This window comes from Rhodococcus koreensis, from assembly GCF_017068375.1.
GTDB classification, from domain to species: domain Bacteria; phylum Actinomycetota; class Actinomycetes; order Mycobacteriales; family Mycobacteriaceae; genus Rhodococcus_F; species Rhodococcus_F koreensis.
Genome location: NZ_CP070609.1, coordinates 8,096,963 through 8,109,436 on the forward strand (window position 1 = coordinate 8,096,963; position 12,474 = coordinate 8,109,436).

At 68.8% G+C, this 12,474-nt stretch carries 15 protein-coding genes; 8 read left to right on the forward strand and 7 right to left on the reverse strand.

The features are described from left to right. Positions 1-251: 251 nt before the first annotated feature. The gene (locus JWS14_RS36805) at positions 252-554 is read left to right on the forward strand and encodes a DUF4193 domain-containing protein (protein WP_005240850.1); all 303 of its coding nucleotides are present in this window, start codon (positions 252-254) and stop codon (positions 552-554) included. A gap of 45 nt (positions 555-599) precedes the next feature. Here the strand turns inward: JWS14_RS36805 and JWS14_RS36810 are convergent, their stop codons facing one another. Next, complete coding sequence (locus tag JWS14_RS36810) at positions 600-1,070, reverse strand: DUF3093 domain-containing protein (RefSeq protein ID WP_072942341.1); 471 nt, start codon at positions 1,068-1,070, stop codon at positions 600-602. Positions 1,071-1,156: 86 nt separating this feature from the next. On the opposite strand from JWS14_RS36810, the gene dut reads away from it, so the two are divergent. Together dut and JWS14_RS36820 are read left to right on the forward strand one after the other, a co-directional pair. After that, positions 1,157-1,678, forward strand: a complete 522-nt coding sequence (gene dut, locus JWS14_RS36815) for a dUTP diphosphatase (RefSeq protein ID WP_174705494.1) — start codon at positions 1,157-1,159, stop codon at positions 1,676-1,678. A 2-nt stretch (positions 1,679-1,680) separates the two neighbouring features. Beyond that, complete coding sequence (locus tag JWS14_RS36820; protein WP_206015382.1) at positions 1,681-2,547, forward strand: DUF3710 domain-containing protein; 867 nt, start codon at positions 1,681-1,683, stop codon at positions 2,545-2,547. Positions 2,548-2,595: 48 nt separating this feature from the next. On the opposite strand, the gene JWS14_RS36825 is transcribed toward JWS14_RS36820, so the two are convergent. Then, positions 2,596-3,309, reverse strand: a complete 714-nt coding sequence (locus JWS14_RS36825; RefSeq protein WP_072942338.1) for an alpha/beta fold hydrolase — start codon at positions 3,307-3,309, stop codon at positions 2,596-2,598. Positions 3,310-3,445: 136 nt separating this feature from the next. Here JWS14_RS36825 and JWS14_RS36830 point away from each other — a divergent pair, with 136 nt between their 5' ends. Beyond that, complete coding sequence (locus JWS14_RS36830; RefSeq protein WP_043825920.1) at positions 3,446-3,823, forward strand: OB-fold nucleic acid binding domain-containing protein; 378 nt, start codon at positions 3,446-3,448, stop codon at positions 3,821-3,823. Positions 3,824-3,851: 28 nt separating this feature from the next. Then, positions 3,852-4,532 carry a DUF3159 domain-containing protein gene (locus JWS14_RS36835; protein ID WP_072942336.1) on the forward strand — a complete coding sequence of 227 codons (681 nt, stop codon included), beginning with the start codon at positions 3,852-3,854 and terminating at the stop codon, positions 4,530-4,532. Between the two features lie 78 nt (positions 4,533-4,610). On the opposite strand, the gene JWS14_RS36840 is transcribed toward JWS14_RS36835, so the two are convergent. Continuing rightward, a complete protein-coding gene (locus JWS14_RS36840) occupies positions 4,611-5,270 on the reverse strand; it encodes a potassium channel family protein (RefSeq protein ID WP_072942334.1) in 660 nt (219 codons plus the stop codon). Positions 5,271-5,334: 64 nt separating this feature from the next. Next, positions 5,335-6,000, reverse strand: coding sequence for a potassium channel family protein (locus JWS14_RS36845; RefSeq protein ID WP_072942332.1), 666 nt, complete (start codon positions 5,998-6,000; stop codon positions 5,335-5,337). Positions 6,001-6,162: 162 nt separating this feature from the next. Between JWS14_RS36845 and JWS14_RS36850 the strand changes: the two genes are divergently transcribed. The 3 genes from JWS14_RS36850 to JWS14_RS36860 all read left to right on the forward strand — a co-directional run bounded on the left by JWS14_RS36850 (position 6,163) and on the right by JWS14_RS36860 (position 9,971). Beyond that, positions 6,163-8,157, forward strand: a complete 1,995-nt coding sequence (locus JWS14_RS36850) for an APC family permease (RefSeq protein ID WP_072942331.1) — start codon at positions 6,163-6,165, stop codon at positions 8,155-8,157. Between the two features lie 13 nt (positions 8,158-8,170). Continuing rightward, entirely contained in the window at positions 8,171-9,439 is a 1,269-nt protein-coding gene (locus tag JWS14_RS36855) for a class I SAM-dependent RNA methyltransferase (RefSeq protein ID WP_072942329.1), read from the forward strand. Between the two features lie 73 nt (positions 9,440-9,512). After that, positions 9,513-9,971 (forward strand): MarR family winged helix-turn-helix transcriptional regulator, encoded by a 459-nt coding sequence (locus tag JWS14_RS36860; RefSeq protein WP_072942327.1) that lies wholly within the window; start codon positions 9,513-9,515, stop codon positions 9,969-9,971. Here JWS14_RS36860 and JWS14_RS36865 read toward each other — a convergent pair. Genes JWS14_RS36865 through JWS14_RS36875 form a run of 3 tightly spaced genes read right to left on the reverse strand, consistent with a single transcriptional unit; the run spans position 9,968 to position 12,422 of the window. After that, the gene (locus tag JWS14_RS36865; RefSeq protein ID WP_206015383.1) at positions 9,968-10,630 is read right to left on the reverse strand and encodes an SIMPL domain-containing protein; all 663 of its coding nucleotides are present in this window, start codon (positions 10,628-10,630) and stop codon (positions 9,968-9,970) included. The two genes, JWS14_RS36860 and JWS14_RS36865, sit on opposite strands and share 4 nt — an antisense overlap. Then, a complete protein-coding gene (locus tag JWS14_RS36870) occupies positions 10,627-11,466 on the reverse strand; it encodes an ABC transporter permease (protein ID WP_072942323.1) in 840 nt (279 codons plus the stop codon). The genes JWS14_RS36865 and JWS14_RS36870 overlap by 4 nt, the downstream gene beginning before the upstream one ends. Continuing rightward, on the reverse strand, positions 11,463-12,422 hold the full coding sequence (locus tag JWS14_RS36875; protein ID WP_072942321.1) for an ATP-binding cassette domain-containing protein: 960 nt from the start codon (positions 12,420-12,422) through the stop codon (positions 11,463-11,465). The genes JWS14_RS36870 and JWS14_RS36875 overlap by 4 nt, the downstream gene beginning before the upstream one ends. Between the last annotated feature and the right edge of the window lie 52 nt (positions 12,423-12,474).

Sequence of the window (12,474 nt, forward strand, 5' to 3'; positions counted from 1 at the left end):
TTCCTTCGGCTACTGTCTGGCGGCCCCAGTCGTTCAAAGCATGCAGAACGAGGGTCGGCAGAAGATGACAAAAGAGGCGTAGATCATGTTTCCGGAGCCTGGTATCCGGGCACGTATCCATCCGCTGCAGCGTTGTGCAGCCGCAGGGTGTGGTCTGCGCCGAGGCGGTTTTCGTGTGGACGGTCGACCGGCACTCGGTTCGACGCGTCGCACGGGCCGGGATACACGGAAGAAGATGAGGGGAAGGCGACATGGCAACTGACTACGACGCACCGCGGCGAACAGAGTCCGACGAGGTTTCGGAGGATTCGCTGGAGGAACTGAAGGCGCGACGCAACGAGGCTCAGTCGGCTGTTGTCGACGTCGACGAGTCCGACACCGCGGAGTCGTTCGAACTGCCCGGCGCGGATCTGTCCGGTGAGGAACTGTCGGTGCGGGTCGTGCCGAAGCAGGCCGACGAGTTCACGTGTTCGAGCTGTTTCCTGGTGCACCACCGCAGCCGGCTCGCCAGTGACGCGGGTGGAGTGCTGGTGTGCAGGGACTGCGCGGCCTGACCGGCGGCGAGTTCGAGAGGCGGACGGTGGGGGCCCACCGTCCGATCAGTCTCCGTCCGTCTGCGGGCGGGCACGGTCGAGCGCGGCCAGCAACTCCGCGGGCCGGCGCGTGCTGATCAACCAATAGGGGGTCGGGTCCTCGGGGTCGTCGAGCACGATCAGTGCCATCGGCTTGACCCAGACCCGGTGTTGCACGAAGGCGGCGGGGTCGAGCTGACGGCCGAGCGCCGCACTCTTCGCCGAACCCGGTACCTCGGCGACCCGCGCGATGACGTCCACCGGCAGATGCGCCTGTCCGACGCGCAGGTGGACGCCGCTCGGTTCCTCGACGACTTCGACCCGCAGGCGGCTGAGCCAGACGAGCCCCCACACGGGCAGGGGCAGGAGCAGGACGTACGGCAGCCACGCGCGCAGGCCGGGCGCACCCATGTGCACCTCCGCGGCGAGCAGTCCGGCGACGAACAGGCCCACTGCCCACCACCAGACGGGCACCCACAGGCGCTCGGAGTACAGCACGGGCGAGGCGTTATCGGTGGGCGCGACTTCGGGCCGGGACGTTTCTGACACCCGACCAGGATAGTCGGTGTCTGAGAGTAGGCTCGGTGCACGTGAGCGACCTATCTCCCGGCCATTCTCCCGCCGCGACCCCCACCATTCCGCCCGTCGCCCTCCAGCGGCTGGACCCGGGCATTCCGGTTCCGCAGCGCGCGCACGACGGCGACGCAGGTGTCGACCTCTGCAGCACCACCGATGTGACCATCGAGCCGGGGCGCCGGGTCCTCGTCGGAACCGGCATCGCGGTCGCGTTGCCCCTGGGCACCGTCGGGCTGATCCACCCCCGATCCGGGCTGGCGGCCAAATCGGGATTGTCGGTGGTCAACACCCCCGGCACCATCGACGCGGGATACCGGGGCGAGATCAAGGTGTGCCTGATCAATCACGACCTCGAGACCCCGATCGAGATCCGGCGGGGCGACCGGATCGCCCAACTGCTCGTGCAGCGGGTCGAACTGGTGTCGTTCGTCGAGGTCGAGTCCCTCGACGGCACCACCCGCGGCAGCGACGGGCACGGGTCGAGTGGAGGCCACGCCAGCCTCGTCGGCAATGCCAGTGAAGGAGCCTGATCATGTTCGGACGTCGTAAGAAGGCGGAAGCCGAGGCCGACCGGCCCGATTTCTTCGAGGACGCGGAGACGGACGCCGCGGATGACGACGCCGACGCCGCGGACTACGAGGACGACTACGACGCCGTGACCGAGGTGGACGGCGGTCCGTACGACGCCGACGACCTCGAGTCGGGCGCCGACCTCACCGTCGGCGAGGTCGGGACCCGCCTCGACCTCGGTTCGGTCCTCGTGCCGATGCCGCAGGGCGCCCAGTTGCAGGTCGAGATGGCGCCCGACGGTTCGCCGCAGGCCGTGCATCTCGTCACCCAGCACGGACGCATCACGGTGGCCGCGTATGCGGCCCCGAAATCTCCCGGTCAGTGGCGCGAGGTCGCGGGTGACCTCGCCGAATCGTTGCGCAACGACAACGCGACGGTGAGCGTCGAGAGCGGACCGTGGGGACGTGAGGTGTTCGCCGTGACCCCGAACGCCGACCTGCGCTTCATCGGCGTCGACGGCTACCGGTGGATGGTGCGCTGCGTGGTCGCGGGACCGAGCGGTGGCAACACAACCGACTCGGAACTCGTCGCGACCGCCCGGGCGATCCTGCGTGACACCGTGGTGAAGCGGGGAAACGAGCCGAACCCGGTGCGGACCCCACTGCCGGTGGTGCTGCCCGACGCCCTCGCTCAGCAGCTGGCCGCCGCCCACCAGCAGCAGCTGGCGCAGCAGCAGGGAGGCGCCCCGCAGCAACCGGCTCCGCAGCAACCGGCGCAGCAACCGGCCCCGGGTTCGCAGGGCGAGCAGCAGCAGCCGCCGCAGGCCCCGGCCCAGCCGCAGCAGCGTCGCGGCGAATCGGGTTCGGCGATGCAGCAACTCGGTCGCTGAGCCCGCGTCCGGCTGGGGATTGCGGGGGGATTGCGGGGATGACGACGCTCAGGCCGTGTGCAGGATCGAGTCCAGCGCGCTGAGGCACGTGTAGCCGAGAACCGCCGGATCGGCGCCGATCTCGTCCAGTGTGACCGTGACGAGGCCCGCGTGCGGTAGTCGTTCGGACCAGGTGCGGGCGACCTCGAGGGGGTGCACGGCGTCGTCGGTCGCGGCGGCGATGCCCACCGGCGCCGTGATGCGCTCGAGGTCGTCGAGACCGGGCGCGTGATACTCCGACGCCTCGTCCAGTGCCGCGGGGAGGTGCGGCCACTGGGATCGCCAGGATTTCGCCAGTTCCCGGCCCAGCCACGGTGGGCTGGAGGCGATCATCTCGGCGGTGACCTGTTCGAGGCCGTCCGCCCGCAGCCGGGCGGCGGTGAACCGGGCGCTGGCGGCGGCGGGGGCGTCCGCGGCGGTCCCGGTCCACGCGGGCAGCGCCGCGAGTACCCCCGCGACACGATCGGGGTGTGATCCTGCCCACTGCAACGCCACCGCGGCGCCGATGGAGACCCCGCCGACGAGGATTCTTCCGTGCTGTGCGGCGGCGCCGTCGAGCGCGTCGAGGTAGCTGCCGACGACCCTCCGGGGATCGGGTTCGACTGCGACCGTACGCACTCCACGGCTGGTCAGGGGCTCGGTGAAGGCACGGGCGACGAAGTCCGCATCGGACCCCGTACCGGGGAGCACGACGGCCACGGACGGCCGGTCATCAGAGGGCATGAGTTGATCCTGCCTGGTGCGTCACAGCGGCCTCCCGGTGGTGTGGTTGCGGGGAACCAATGGGTCTACAGTGGCGAATACACAGCCCTACGAGCGGCGCGAAGATCTCGCGTCGCACATGCTCCAGGAGCGCGCAATGGCACCCGCCACGGCAGGATATTTTCGTCGGCTGACTCGAAGGCTCACCGAAGACCTCGAGCAGCTGGACGCCGAGGAAATGGCCGAGACGTCTCAGGCGTCCGGCGCACAACGTGCCTGCGACTGCAGCCGCGGCGAAGAGGTCACCATGCTGGGACGGCTCCGCAGTGTGGAAGCCTGTCCGAAGTCCGGAAACGCCAGCATCGAGGCGGAATTCTTCGACGGCACGGAACAGATCAAGTTGGTGTGGATCGGGCGGCGGCGAATTCCGGGTATCGAGCCGGGCAAGACGCTGCTCGTGCGTGGACGTGTCGGTGAACGCGACGGCCAGAAGGTGATCTTCAACCCGTATTACGAGCTGCGCGGCGACTCGTAGGGTCCGCCTTGTGTGGCACTCTCGTTGAGTGACCGAAACGAAGCAGCAATCCATACTCGACCAGCTCGGTGGTATCAGCGGGCTGATCTATTCGACCCTGCCCATCCTGGTCTTCGTTCCGGTCAACGCTGTATGGGGTCTGGGCCCGGCGATCTGGGCGGCCCTCGGCGTCGCCGTCGCGATTCTCGTCTGGCGTCTGGTCCGCCACAGCCCCATCCAGCCCGCGGTGTCCGGGTTCTTCGGCGTCGGTATCTCCGCGTTCATCGCCTACCGCACAGGCGATGCCAAGGGGTACTTCCTGTTCGGCATCTACACGAGCCTCGCGTACGGGGCGGTTTTCCTGGTCTCGATTCTGGTGCGCCGGCCGCTCGTCGGCCTGATCTGGGGCTTCCTCAACGGCCACGGCAATCTCTGGCGGCGCCATCGCGGCGCTGTGCGCGCCTACGACGTGGCCACCGCCGCCTGGGCGCTGGTGTTCGCGGCCCGATACCTCGTGCAGTCGCAACTCTATGATTCGGACCAGACCGGCTGGCTCGCGTTCGCCCGCATCGCGATGGGCTGGCCGCTGGCCGGATTGGCTCTCCTGGTGACGATCTGGGCCGTGCGCCGGGCCGACCGGATCGTCGAGCCGGGTCCGACCGAGGCCACGGGCGTACCGACCGACGACACGGAAGCGGGCGGCCCCCGGGAGGAAACCGACCGCCCCTGAGTGCGGTCCCTACCCGGGGCCGCCTGAGCGCTGACCGACTGTGCCGGAGAAGAATTCGGCGCTGCTCGCGCCGGGCGGCTACGAGAGCCCGACCGCCGCGCGCAGGTCGTCCTCGACGTCCACCGCGGCGACGAACAGCAGCTCGTCACCGCCCTCGAGCGGATCGTCCTGCTGCGGCACGATGACTCGTCCACCGCGCAGGATGGTGACCAGCGCGGCGTCGCGGGGCAATTGCAGCTTGCGGACGGGTTTCCCGGCGAGGGGCGTGTTGTCGGGCAGCGTGATCTCGACGAGGTTGGCCTGCCCCTGGCGCAGCGTCATCAGCCGCACGAGATCGCCTACCGACACCGCCTCCTCCACCAGCGAGGCGAGCATCCGAGGTGTGGACACGGCGACGTCGACGCCCCAGGACTCGTCGAACAACCACTCGTTGCGCGGATCGTTGACGCGGGCGACCACGCGGCTGACCCCGAACTCGGTCTTCGCGAGGAGGCTGAGGACGAGGTTGGCCTTGTCGTCACCGGTGGCCGCGATCACGACCTCGTAGGTTTCCAGGGAGGCCGTCTCGAGGCTGCTCAGCTCGCACGCGTCGGCGTGGACCCAGGTCGCCTCGGGCACCGACTCCTGCTCGACGTGCTCGAGTTTGCGCTCGATCAGCATGACGTCGTGTTCGCTGCGGACCAGTTCGCGCGCGATCGAGCGTCCGACTGCGCCGGCTCCTGCGATTGCGACTCTCATCGATTGCTTCCGTTCGGGTGGTCGATCGTGAACATTCTCACTGCCGTCTCAGCTCGCTGCCGTCTCAATTGTCCGAAGGCGGGGGATTGCCCGCGAGTGCCACGGCCTCGGCCACCGTTCCCGACACGGCCGCGATGTACACCTGGTCGTCGGCCTGGAACACCGTCTTGCGGTCCGGCAGGACGCCGGTGCCGAAGCGGATGATGAACGCGACCCGCGAATGGGTCGCCGCCTCCAGTTCGGCGACGGGCCTGCCGATCCAATCCTCGTGCAGGGACAACTCGGTGACCGCGACCGTTCCGGACGGGTCGCGCCACTTGGTGGTCTGGCTGTCGCGGGTGAGGGTGTGCAGGAACCGGTCCGTCGACCACGGGACGGTCGCGACGGTGGGGATCCCGAGCCGCTCGTACACGGCGGCACGCTTCGCGTCGTAGATCCGGGCGACGACGCGTTCCACACCGAACGTCTCGCGGGCGACCCGCGCGGAAATGATGTTGGAGTTGTCGCCCGACGACACGGCGGCGAACGCCTCCGCACGCTCGATACCGGCCTTGACCAGCACGTCACGGTCGAAACCCATGCCGACGACAGTGTGTCCGGGGAAGTCGGGTTCGAGGCGCAGGAATGCGGCGGGGTCGCGATCGATGACCGCGACCTCGTGGCCGATCCGGGTCAGCGAGCCGGCGAGGGATGAGCCGACCCGGCCGCATCCCATGATGACCACATACACCTTGTACTCCGTTTCTGGGCTCTGGTTTCACGTCTCGAGTACGTGCGTACCGAATCGAACCGTACAGTGCCCGGACGGAAGAGCAACCGGGACAGAGATCGCAATCCGGACACATTGGTGGGTGAGGGTCCAGGTTTTCTGCGGACGGCTTACGCTTTGGCAGTGTCAAAGCTCTCGACCGCCACAAAGCGGCTACTGCTAGGCAGACCCTTCCGGAGCGACAAGCTCGGGCACACGCTGCTTCCCAAGAGAATCGCCCTCCCCGTCTTCGCGTCCGACGCGATGTCGTCGGTGGCGTACGCCCCCGAGGAAATCTTCCTGGTGCTGTCGGTGGCGGGCATCTCCGCCTACGCCTACACCCCCTGGATCGGGCTCGCCGTCGCCGCCGTGATGGCGGTGGTGGTCGCCAGCTACCGGCAGAATGTGCACGCCTACCCGTCGGGCGGCGGCGACTACGAGGTCGCGACCGTCAATCTCGGTCCCACCGCCGGTCTGACCGTCGGCAGCGCCCTGCTGGTGGACTACGTGCTCACGGTGGCCGTGTCCATTTCGTCGGCGGCGTCCAACATCGGTTCGGCGGTCCCGTTCGTCGCCCAGCACAAGGTGCTGTTCGCGGTCGCGGCCATCGTCCTGCTGACCGCCATCAACCTGCGGGGCATCCGCGAATCCGGTGCCGCCTTCGCGATCCCGACGTACGCGTTCATCGCCGGCATGGCGCTGATGCTGCTGTGGGGGTTCGTCCAGATCTACGTGTTCGGCGACGACCTGCGCGCCGAATCGTCCGGGTTCGAACTCGAAGCCGAGGACTCACACCTGTACGGGATCGCGTTCGCGTTCCTGATCGCGCGGGCCTTCTCGTCCGGGTGTGCGGCGCTGACCGGTGTCGAGGCGATCAGCAACGGTGTTCCCGCGTTCCAGAAGCCGAAGTCCCGTAACGCGGCGACCACGCTGCTGCTGCTGGGGTCGATCGCCATCGTGTTGCTGATGGGCATCATCATCCTGGCTCAGAAGATCGGGATCGTGTACGCGCACAGCCCGGCCGAGCAGCTGATCGGCGCGCCGGCCGGCTATCACCAGAAGACGCTGATCGCGCAGATCGCGGAGACGGTGTTCGGCGGTTTCCCCATCGGGTTCTACTTCATCGCCATCGTGACGGCCCTGATCCTGGTGCTGGCCGCGAACACGGCCTTCAACGGCTTCCCCGTGCTCGGCTCGATCCTCGCGCAGGACCGCTACCTGCCGCGTCAGCTGCACACCCGCGGCGACCGTCTGGCGTTCAGCAACGGCATCCTGTTCCTGTCCGGGGCGGCGATCGCGTTCGTCGTCCTGTTCGGCGCCGAGGTGACCAAGCTGATCCAGCTGTACATCGTCGGCGTGTTCGTCTCGTTCGTGCTCAGCCAGACGGGCATGATCCGGCACTGGACCCGGCATCTGAAGACCGAGAACGATCCCGCTTCGCGCCGGCGGATGCAGCGCTCCCGGGTGATCAACTCCATCGGCCTCGCCATGACCGGTGCCGTCCTGATCATCGTGCTCATCACGAAGTTCGCGGCAGGCGCGTGGATCGCGATCGTGGCCATGGTCGCGATCTTCGTCGTGATGAAGATGATCCGGAAGCACTACGACAGCGTCGCGCGGGAACTCGAGGAACAGGAATGGGACGGGGTGCTGCCCAGCCGCACGCACTCCATCGTGCTCGTCTCCAAGCTGCACATGCCGACGATGCGCGCGCTGGCCTACGCCCGGGCGACACGGCCGGACACGCTCGAGGCGATCACCGTCAATGTCGACGAACCCGACACCCGGGCGCTCGTGCGGCGGTGGGAGAAGAGTGACATCTCGGTGCCGCTCAAGGTGATCGAGTCGCCGTACCGCGAGATCACCAAACCCGTGCTCGACTACGTGCGCCGCGTCCGGAAGGACTCGCCGCGGGACGTCGTCACCGTGTTCATTCCCGAGTACGTGGTGGGGCACTGGTGGGAGCAGATCCTGCATAACCAGAGTGCACTGCGGCTCAAGAGCCGGCTGCTGTTCCAGCCGGGTGTGATGGTCACCAGCGTGCCGTGGCAACTGAACTCGTCCGAGAAGGCGAAGACACTGAACATCGAATACACGGCCGGGGCCTCGCGCCGCGGCTACGAACCCGACGACAAGTGACGGACGAGAAGCGTTGAGTGAGAACTGGTCGGACCGCCACCTCGAGCTGCGGCTGGGAAATCCCGGGCACGGCGGTTTCGTCGTCGCCCGCCACGAGGGCCGGGTGGTCTTCGTCCGGCACGGGCTGCCGGGCGAGCGCGTCGTCGCCCGGGTCACCGAGGACCGCGGCGGGTCGTACTGCCGGGCCGACGCGATCGAGATCCTCGACGCGTCCCCGGAGCGGGTCGCCCCGGTGTGCCCGGTGTCCGGTCCGGGCGGCGCGGGCTGCTGCGACTTCTCGCACGCGAGCCTGCACCTGCAGCGGGACATGAAGTCGCAGGTCGTGTCGGAGCAGCTGGTGCGGCTCGCGCGGGTGCAGCGTGACGTGGACGTCGAGGAACTGCCCGGCACGGGGGACGGCACCGGCTGGCGCACCCGGGTGCGGCTGGCCGTCGACCCGGACGGCCGTCCCGGCTACCACCGGCACCGCAGTTCCGGGATCGTCACGGACCTCGCGTGCCCGCAGATCGAGGCCGCCGCCTACGACGGTGTGGGCGAACACGATTGGAAGCCCGGCAGCGAGGTGCAGATCGTTCTCGACGGCGCGGGGGAGCGGCACGTGGTCGAGATCGCGCCGCCGAAGGTGTCGCGGACCGGCCGCACGAGTCCCGGGCGGCGTGGTGCCATGGCACGGCGGGCCGCCGGCGGTGCGCCGCGCGCGGAGCGGGTGGTCGTGGGATCGGGCCGCCCGGTGGAGCGGGTGCGCGACCGCTCATGGGAACTGGCCGCCACCGGGTTCTGGCAGGCGCATCGCGGGGCCGCCGAAGCGTATTCCGCGGTGGTCTCCGAATGGGCCGGGCTGTCCGCGGGTGAGACGGCATGGGACCTGTACGGGGGAGTCGGGGTGTTCGCCGCCGCCCTCGCCGGGAGCGCCGGGTCGTCGGGACACGTGGATTCCGTGGAGTCCGCGCGCCAGGCCGTGGCGGACGGGAAGGCGGCGCTCTCCGACCTCCCGCAGGTGCGCTTCCACGCCGACCGGGTCGAGCGCGCGATCGCCGGGTTGGCCTCCCCACCCCGGGTCGTGGTACTCGATCCGCCGCGTGCGGGTGCCGGGCGTGCGGTGATCGAGACGGTCGCCGCCGCCGGCGCCGAGCGGGTGGTGCACGTGGGGTGCGACCCGGCGTCGTTCGCCCGCGACATCGGTCTGTACCTCGGGCAGGGATATCATGTCGACGAGTTGCGCGCGTTCGACGCGTTCCCGCTGACCCACCACGTGGAGTGCATCGCGCTGCTCACGCGCTGACGAAGTTCGTTACCGAACGCAACAATACGTATAGTCGAGCCCGCAGGTAGTGGGTGTTCGGGACGGGGACAGGATGTCGGTACAGGCAGATACTGCGCAGGCGCTCGTCGATGCGGTGTTCGCGCTCGGGCGGTCGTTGCGGGCGGTCGTCTCCGCGAGCGGCGAGACCCCGATCGCGCCCGCACTGACGAGCGTGCTCTTCGTGCTCGCCGCGCGCGGGGAGTGCCGCCAGAACGAACTGGCCGCCGACCTGTGCGTGAGTCAGTCCTCGCTGAGCAGGCAGATTTCCGAACTGGTCGACGCGGGATACGTATCCCGCGCCGCCGATCCCGACGACAAGCGGGCCTCCCGGATCCGGGTGTCGCCGAGCGGGATGGACATTCTGGCCGAGACCACCGCGCGCCGGGCCGAACGGTTGCGCGGCATGCTCGAAGACTGGTCACAGGAACAGGCACTGGCGGCAGTGACGTCGCTGACCCAGCTCACCGACACGTTCGCCGCCTCGGTGCAGCAGCGCGGCCCCCGGGCCTAGACCAGCCGCCACCGCACGCGCACGTCCACCCGCGTCGGCTTCTCACCGCGTTCGACGGCGATCGCGGAATCGGCCGCCGCGAACGCCTTCGCGACCGGTCGCGGGGATACCTCACCGATGTCGACCTCCGCGATGTCGAGCACCTCGCCCAGTGCGCTCCCCGACAGCGAGGCGTACTGCTCCGCCTTGCCGAGGGCATCGGCCCACGCCCGTTCCCGGGCGGTCGCCGTCAGCGCGGCCGGATCGGAGAAGTCGAATTCGAGTCCGCCGAGGCGGATGTCGTCGCCACCCGCGCCGACGCAGGCGGCCACCACCTGCGCCGGTGACGGTGCGGATGCGCCGGCCGCACGGACGGTGATCTGCAGTGTCGTCGCCGCGGTGTAGCCCGTCACCTCGTTGCCCCGGCCCTCGGCCCACGTGGTCTCGGAGTGCACGGACAGCCCGGTGGTCGCGAGGTCGGGGCCCGAGACGCCGTACCCGCGCAGGGTGTCGGTGACGGCAGTGGTGGAGCGGGCGACGGCCTCGAACGCATCGGCCACCGCGGGACGCGTCGCCGTCACGGTGACGGAGGCGCGGACGAGATCCGGAACCGCGGAGACGATTCCGGATCCGCGCACCGTCACCGCATGCTCGGCGGGACCGGACACAGGCGCCGTCACGACTTACGGTTGTACAGGCGCATCGTCAGCGGTCCGAAGATCACGACGAATCCGGCGCACCACCCGAACACCACGGCGAGATCCGCCATCTCCACCGTTCCGGCCATGAGCCCGCGAATGGACGTCACCAGCTTGCTGATCGGGTTGACGCCGACGAACGCCTGGAGCCAGCCCGGCATGGTCGCGGGGTCGACGAAGATGTTGCTGGCGAACGTCAGTGGGAACAGGATGAACATCGACACCCCCATGACCGCCTGCTCGGTGCGCATGAGCATCGCGAACATCGTCCAGATCCACGACAGGCTGAAGGAGAACAACAGCAGCAGTCCGATCGACGCCACCACACCGACGAGCCCGCCATCCGGGCGGAATCCCAGGACGAGCCCGAGGATCAGGACGATGATCGAGGCGATCGTGTAGCGGACGACGTCGCCGAGCAGCGCGCCCACGAGAGGCGACGGACGCCAGATCGGGAGCGACCGGAACCGGTCGAAGACGCCCTTCTCGATGTCCTTGTTGAGCGTCAGGCCGGTGTACATGGTGATCATGACGACCGTCTGCACGAGGATGCCCGGCAGCAGGAACTGCACGTAGGCGCTGGTCGATCCGGCCAGCGCACCCCCGAACAGATACGTGAACATCAACGTGAACATGATCGGGAACATCGTCACGTCGAACAGTTGCTCGGGAACGTGCTTGATCTTGAGCAGGGCCCGCCAGCCGAACGACAGCGACGTCGACAATGCGGTGGGTCGCGCGGGCCTCGGGCCGGGCATCTTCAGGACGTCGGCGACAGCCGCTGCGGTGTCGGCGGTCCGGTCGGTGGTGGAGGTCATGCGTGCTCCTCGGTGGGTCGGCCGGTGAGGGAGAGAAAGACTTCGTCGAGGCTCGGCTGCCCCAATGCGAATGTGCTGACTGCGATTCCGGCGTCGTCGAGTGCGGGCAGCGCCCGCGAGACCCGGGCCGGGTCGTCGATGCGGGCGGTGAGTGCGGCGGGATCGGCTTCCTCGGTGACCGGCACCTCGAGCACGTCCCGCAGCAGCGCCGCCGCCGCGGGACGGGTGGCGATGTCGGTGACCCGCACGTGCAGCGCACCCGATCCGACGGAGGCCTTGAGTTCGCCGGTGGTGCCCTCGGCGATCACCTTGCCGTGGTCGATGACGGCCACCCGGTCGGCGAGTTGGTCGGCCTCGTCGAGGTACTGCGTGGTCAACAGCACCGTCGTTCCGCCGGCCACCAGTGCGCGGACGATCTCCCACACCTGATTGCGGCTGCGTGGGTCGAGACCGGTGGTGGGTTCGTCGAGGAAGATCATCTCCGGGGTGACGATGATGCTCGCCGCGATGTCGAGCCGCCGGCGCATGCCGCCGGAGTAGTTCTTCACCTGCCGGTTGCCCGCCTCCTCCAGACCGAACGCGGACAGCAACTGCTCGGACCGGGTGCGGGCCGCCGCGCGGGAGTACCCGTACAGCCGGCCGAGCAGCAGCAGATTCTCGCTGCCCGTCAGATCCTCGTCGAGCGAGGCGAACTGCCCGGTGAGGGAGACCTTGCTGCGCACGGCGTCCGGCTCGGTCGCGACGTCGTGTCCCAGCACGGTGGCGGTTCCACCGTCGAGGGGCAGCAGCGTGGCCAGCATGCGGATCGCGGTGGTCTTGCCCGCGCCGTTCGGTCCGAGGACGCCGTAGACGCCCCCGAGGGGAACGGCCAGATCCAGGCCGTCGACCGCGTGGGTGGATCCGAATGTCTTGACGAGTCCCGTCGTCTCGATGGCCAGCTTGGTCGCTGTGAGCATTGCACCCTGCTTTCGATTCGAGCGTCGTCGGTTCCGAGCCCCAAGCCTGTCC

Coding starts and splice junctions, on each gene's coding strand:
- JWS14_RS36805 (WP_005240850.1), top strand. CDS start 252: ATGGCAACTGACTACGACGCACCGCGGCGAACAGAGTCCGACGAGGTT.
- JWS14_RS36820 (WP_206015382.1), top strand. CDS start 1,681: ATGTTCGGACGTCGTAAGAAGGCGGAAGCCGAGGCCGACCGGCCCGAT.
- JWS14_RS36825 (WP_072942338.1), bottom strand. CDS start 3,309: ATGCCCTCTGATGACCGGCCGTCCGTGGCCGTCGTGCTCCCCGGTACG.
- JWS14_RS36830 (WP_043825920.1), top strand. CDS start 3,446: ATGGCACCCGCCACGGCAGGATATTTTCGTCGGCTGACTCGAAGGCTC.
- JWS14_RS36840 (WP_072942334.1), bottom strand. CDS start 5,270: ATGAGAGTCGCAATCGCAGGAGCCGGCGCAGTCGGACGCTCGATCGCG.
- JWS14_RS36860 (WP_072942327.1), top strand. CDS start 9,513: ATGTCGGTACAGGCAGATACTGCGCAGGCGCTCGTCGATGCGGTGTTC.
- JWS14_RS36870 (WP_072942323.1), bottom strand. CDS start 11,466: ATGACCTCCACCACCGACCGGACCGCCGACACCGCAGCGGCTGTCGCC.
- JWS14_RS36875 (WP_072942321.1), bottom strand. CDS start 12,422: ATGCTCACAGCGACCAAGCTGGCCATCGAGACGACGGGACTCGTCAAG.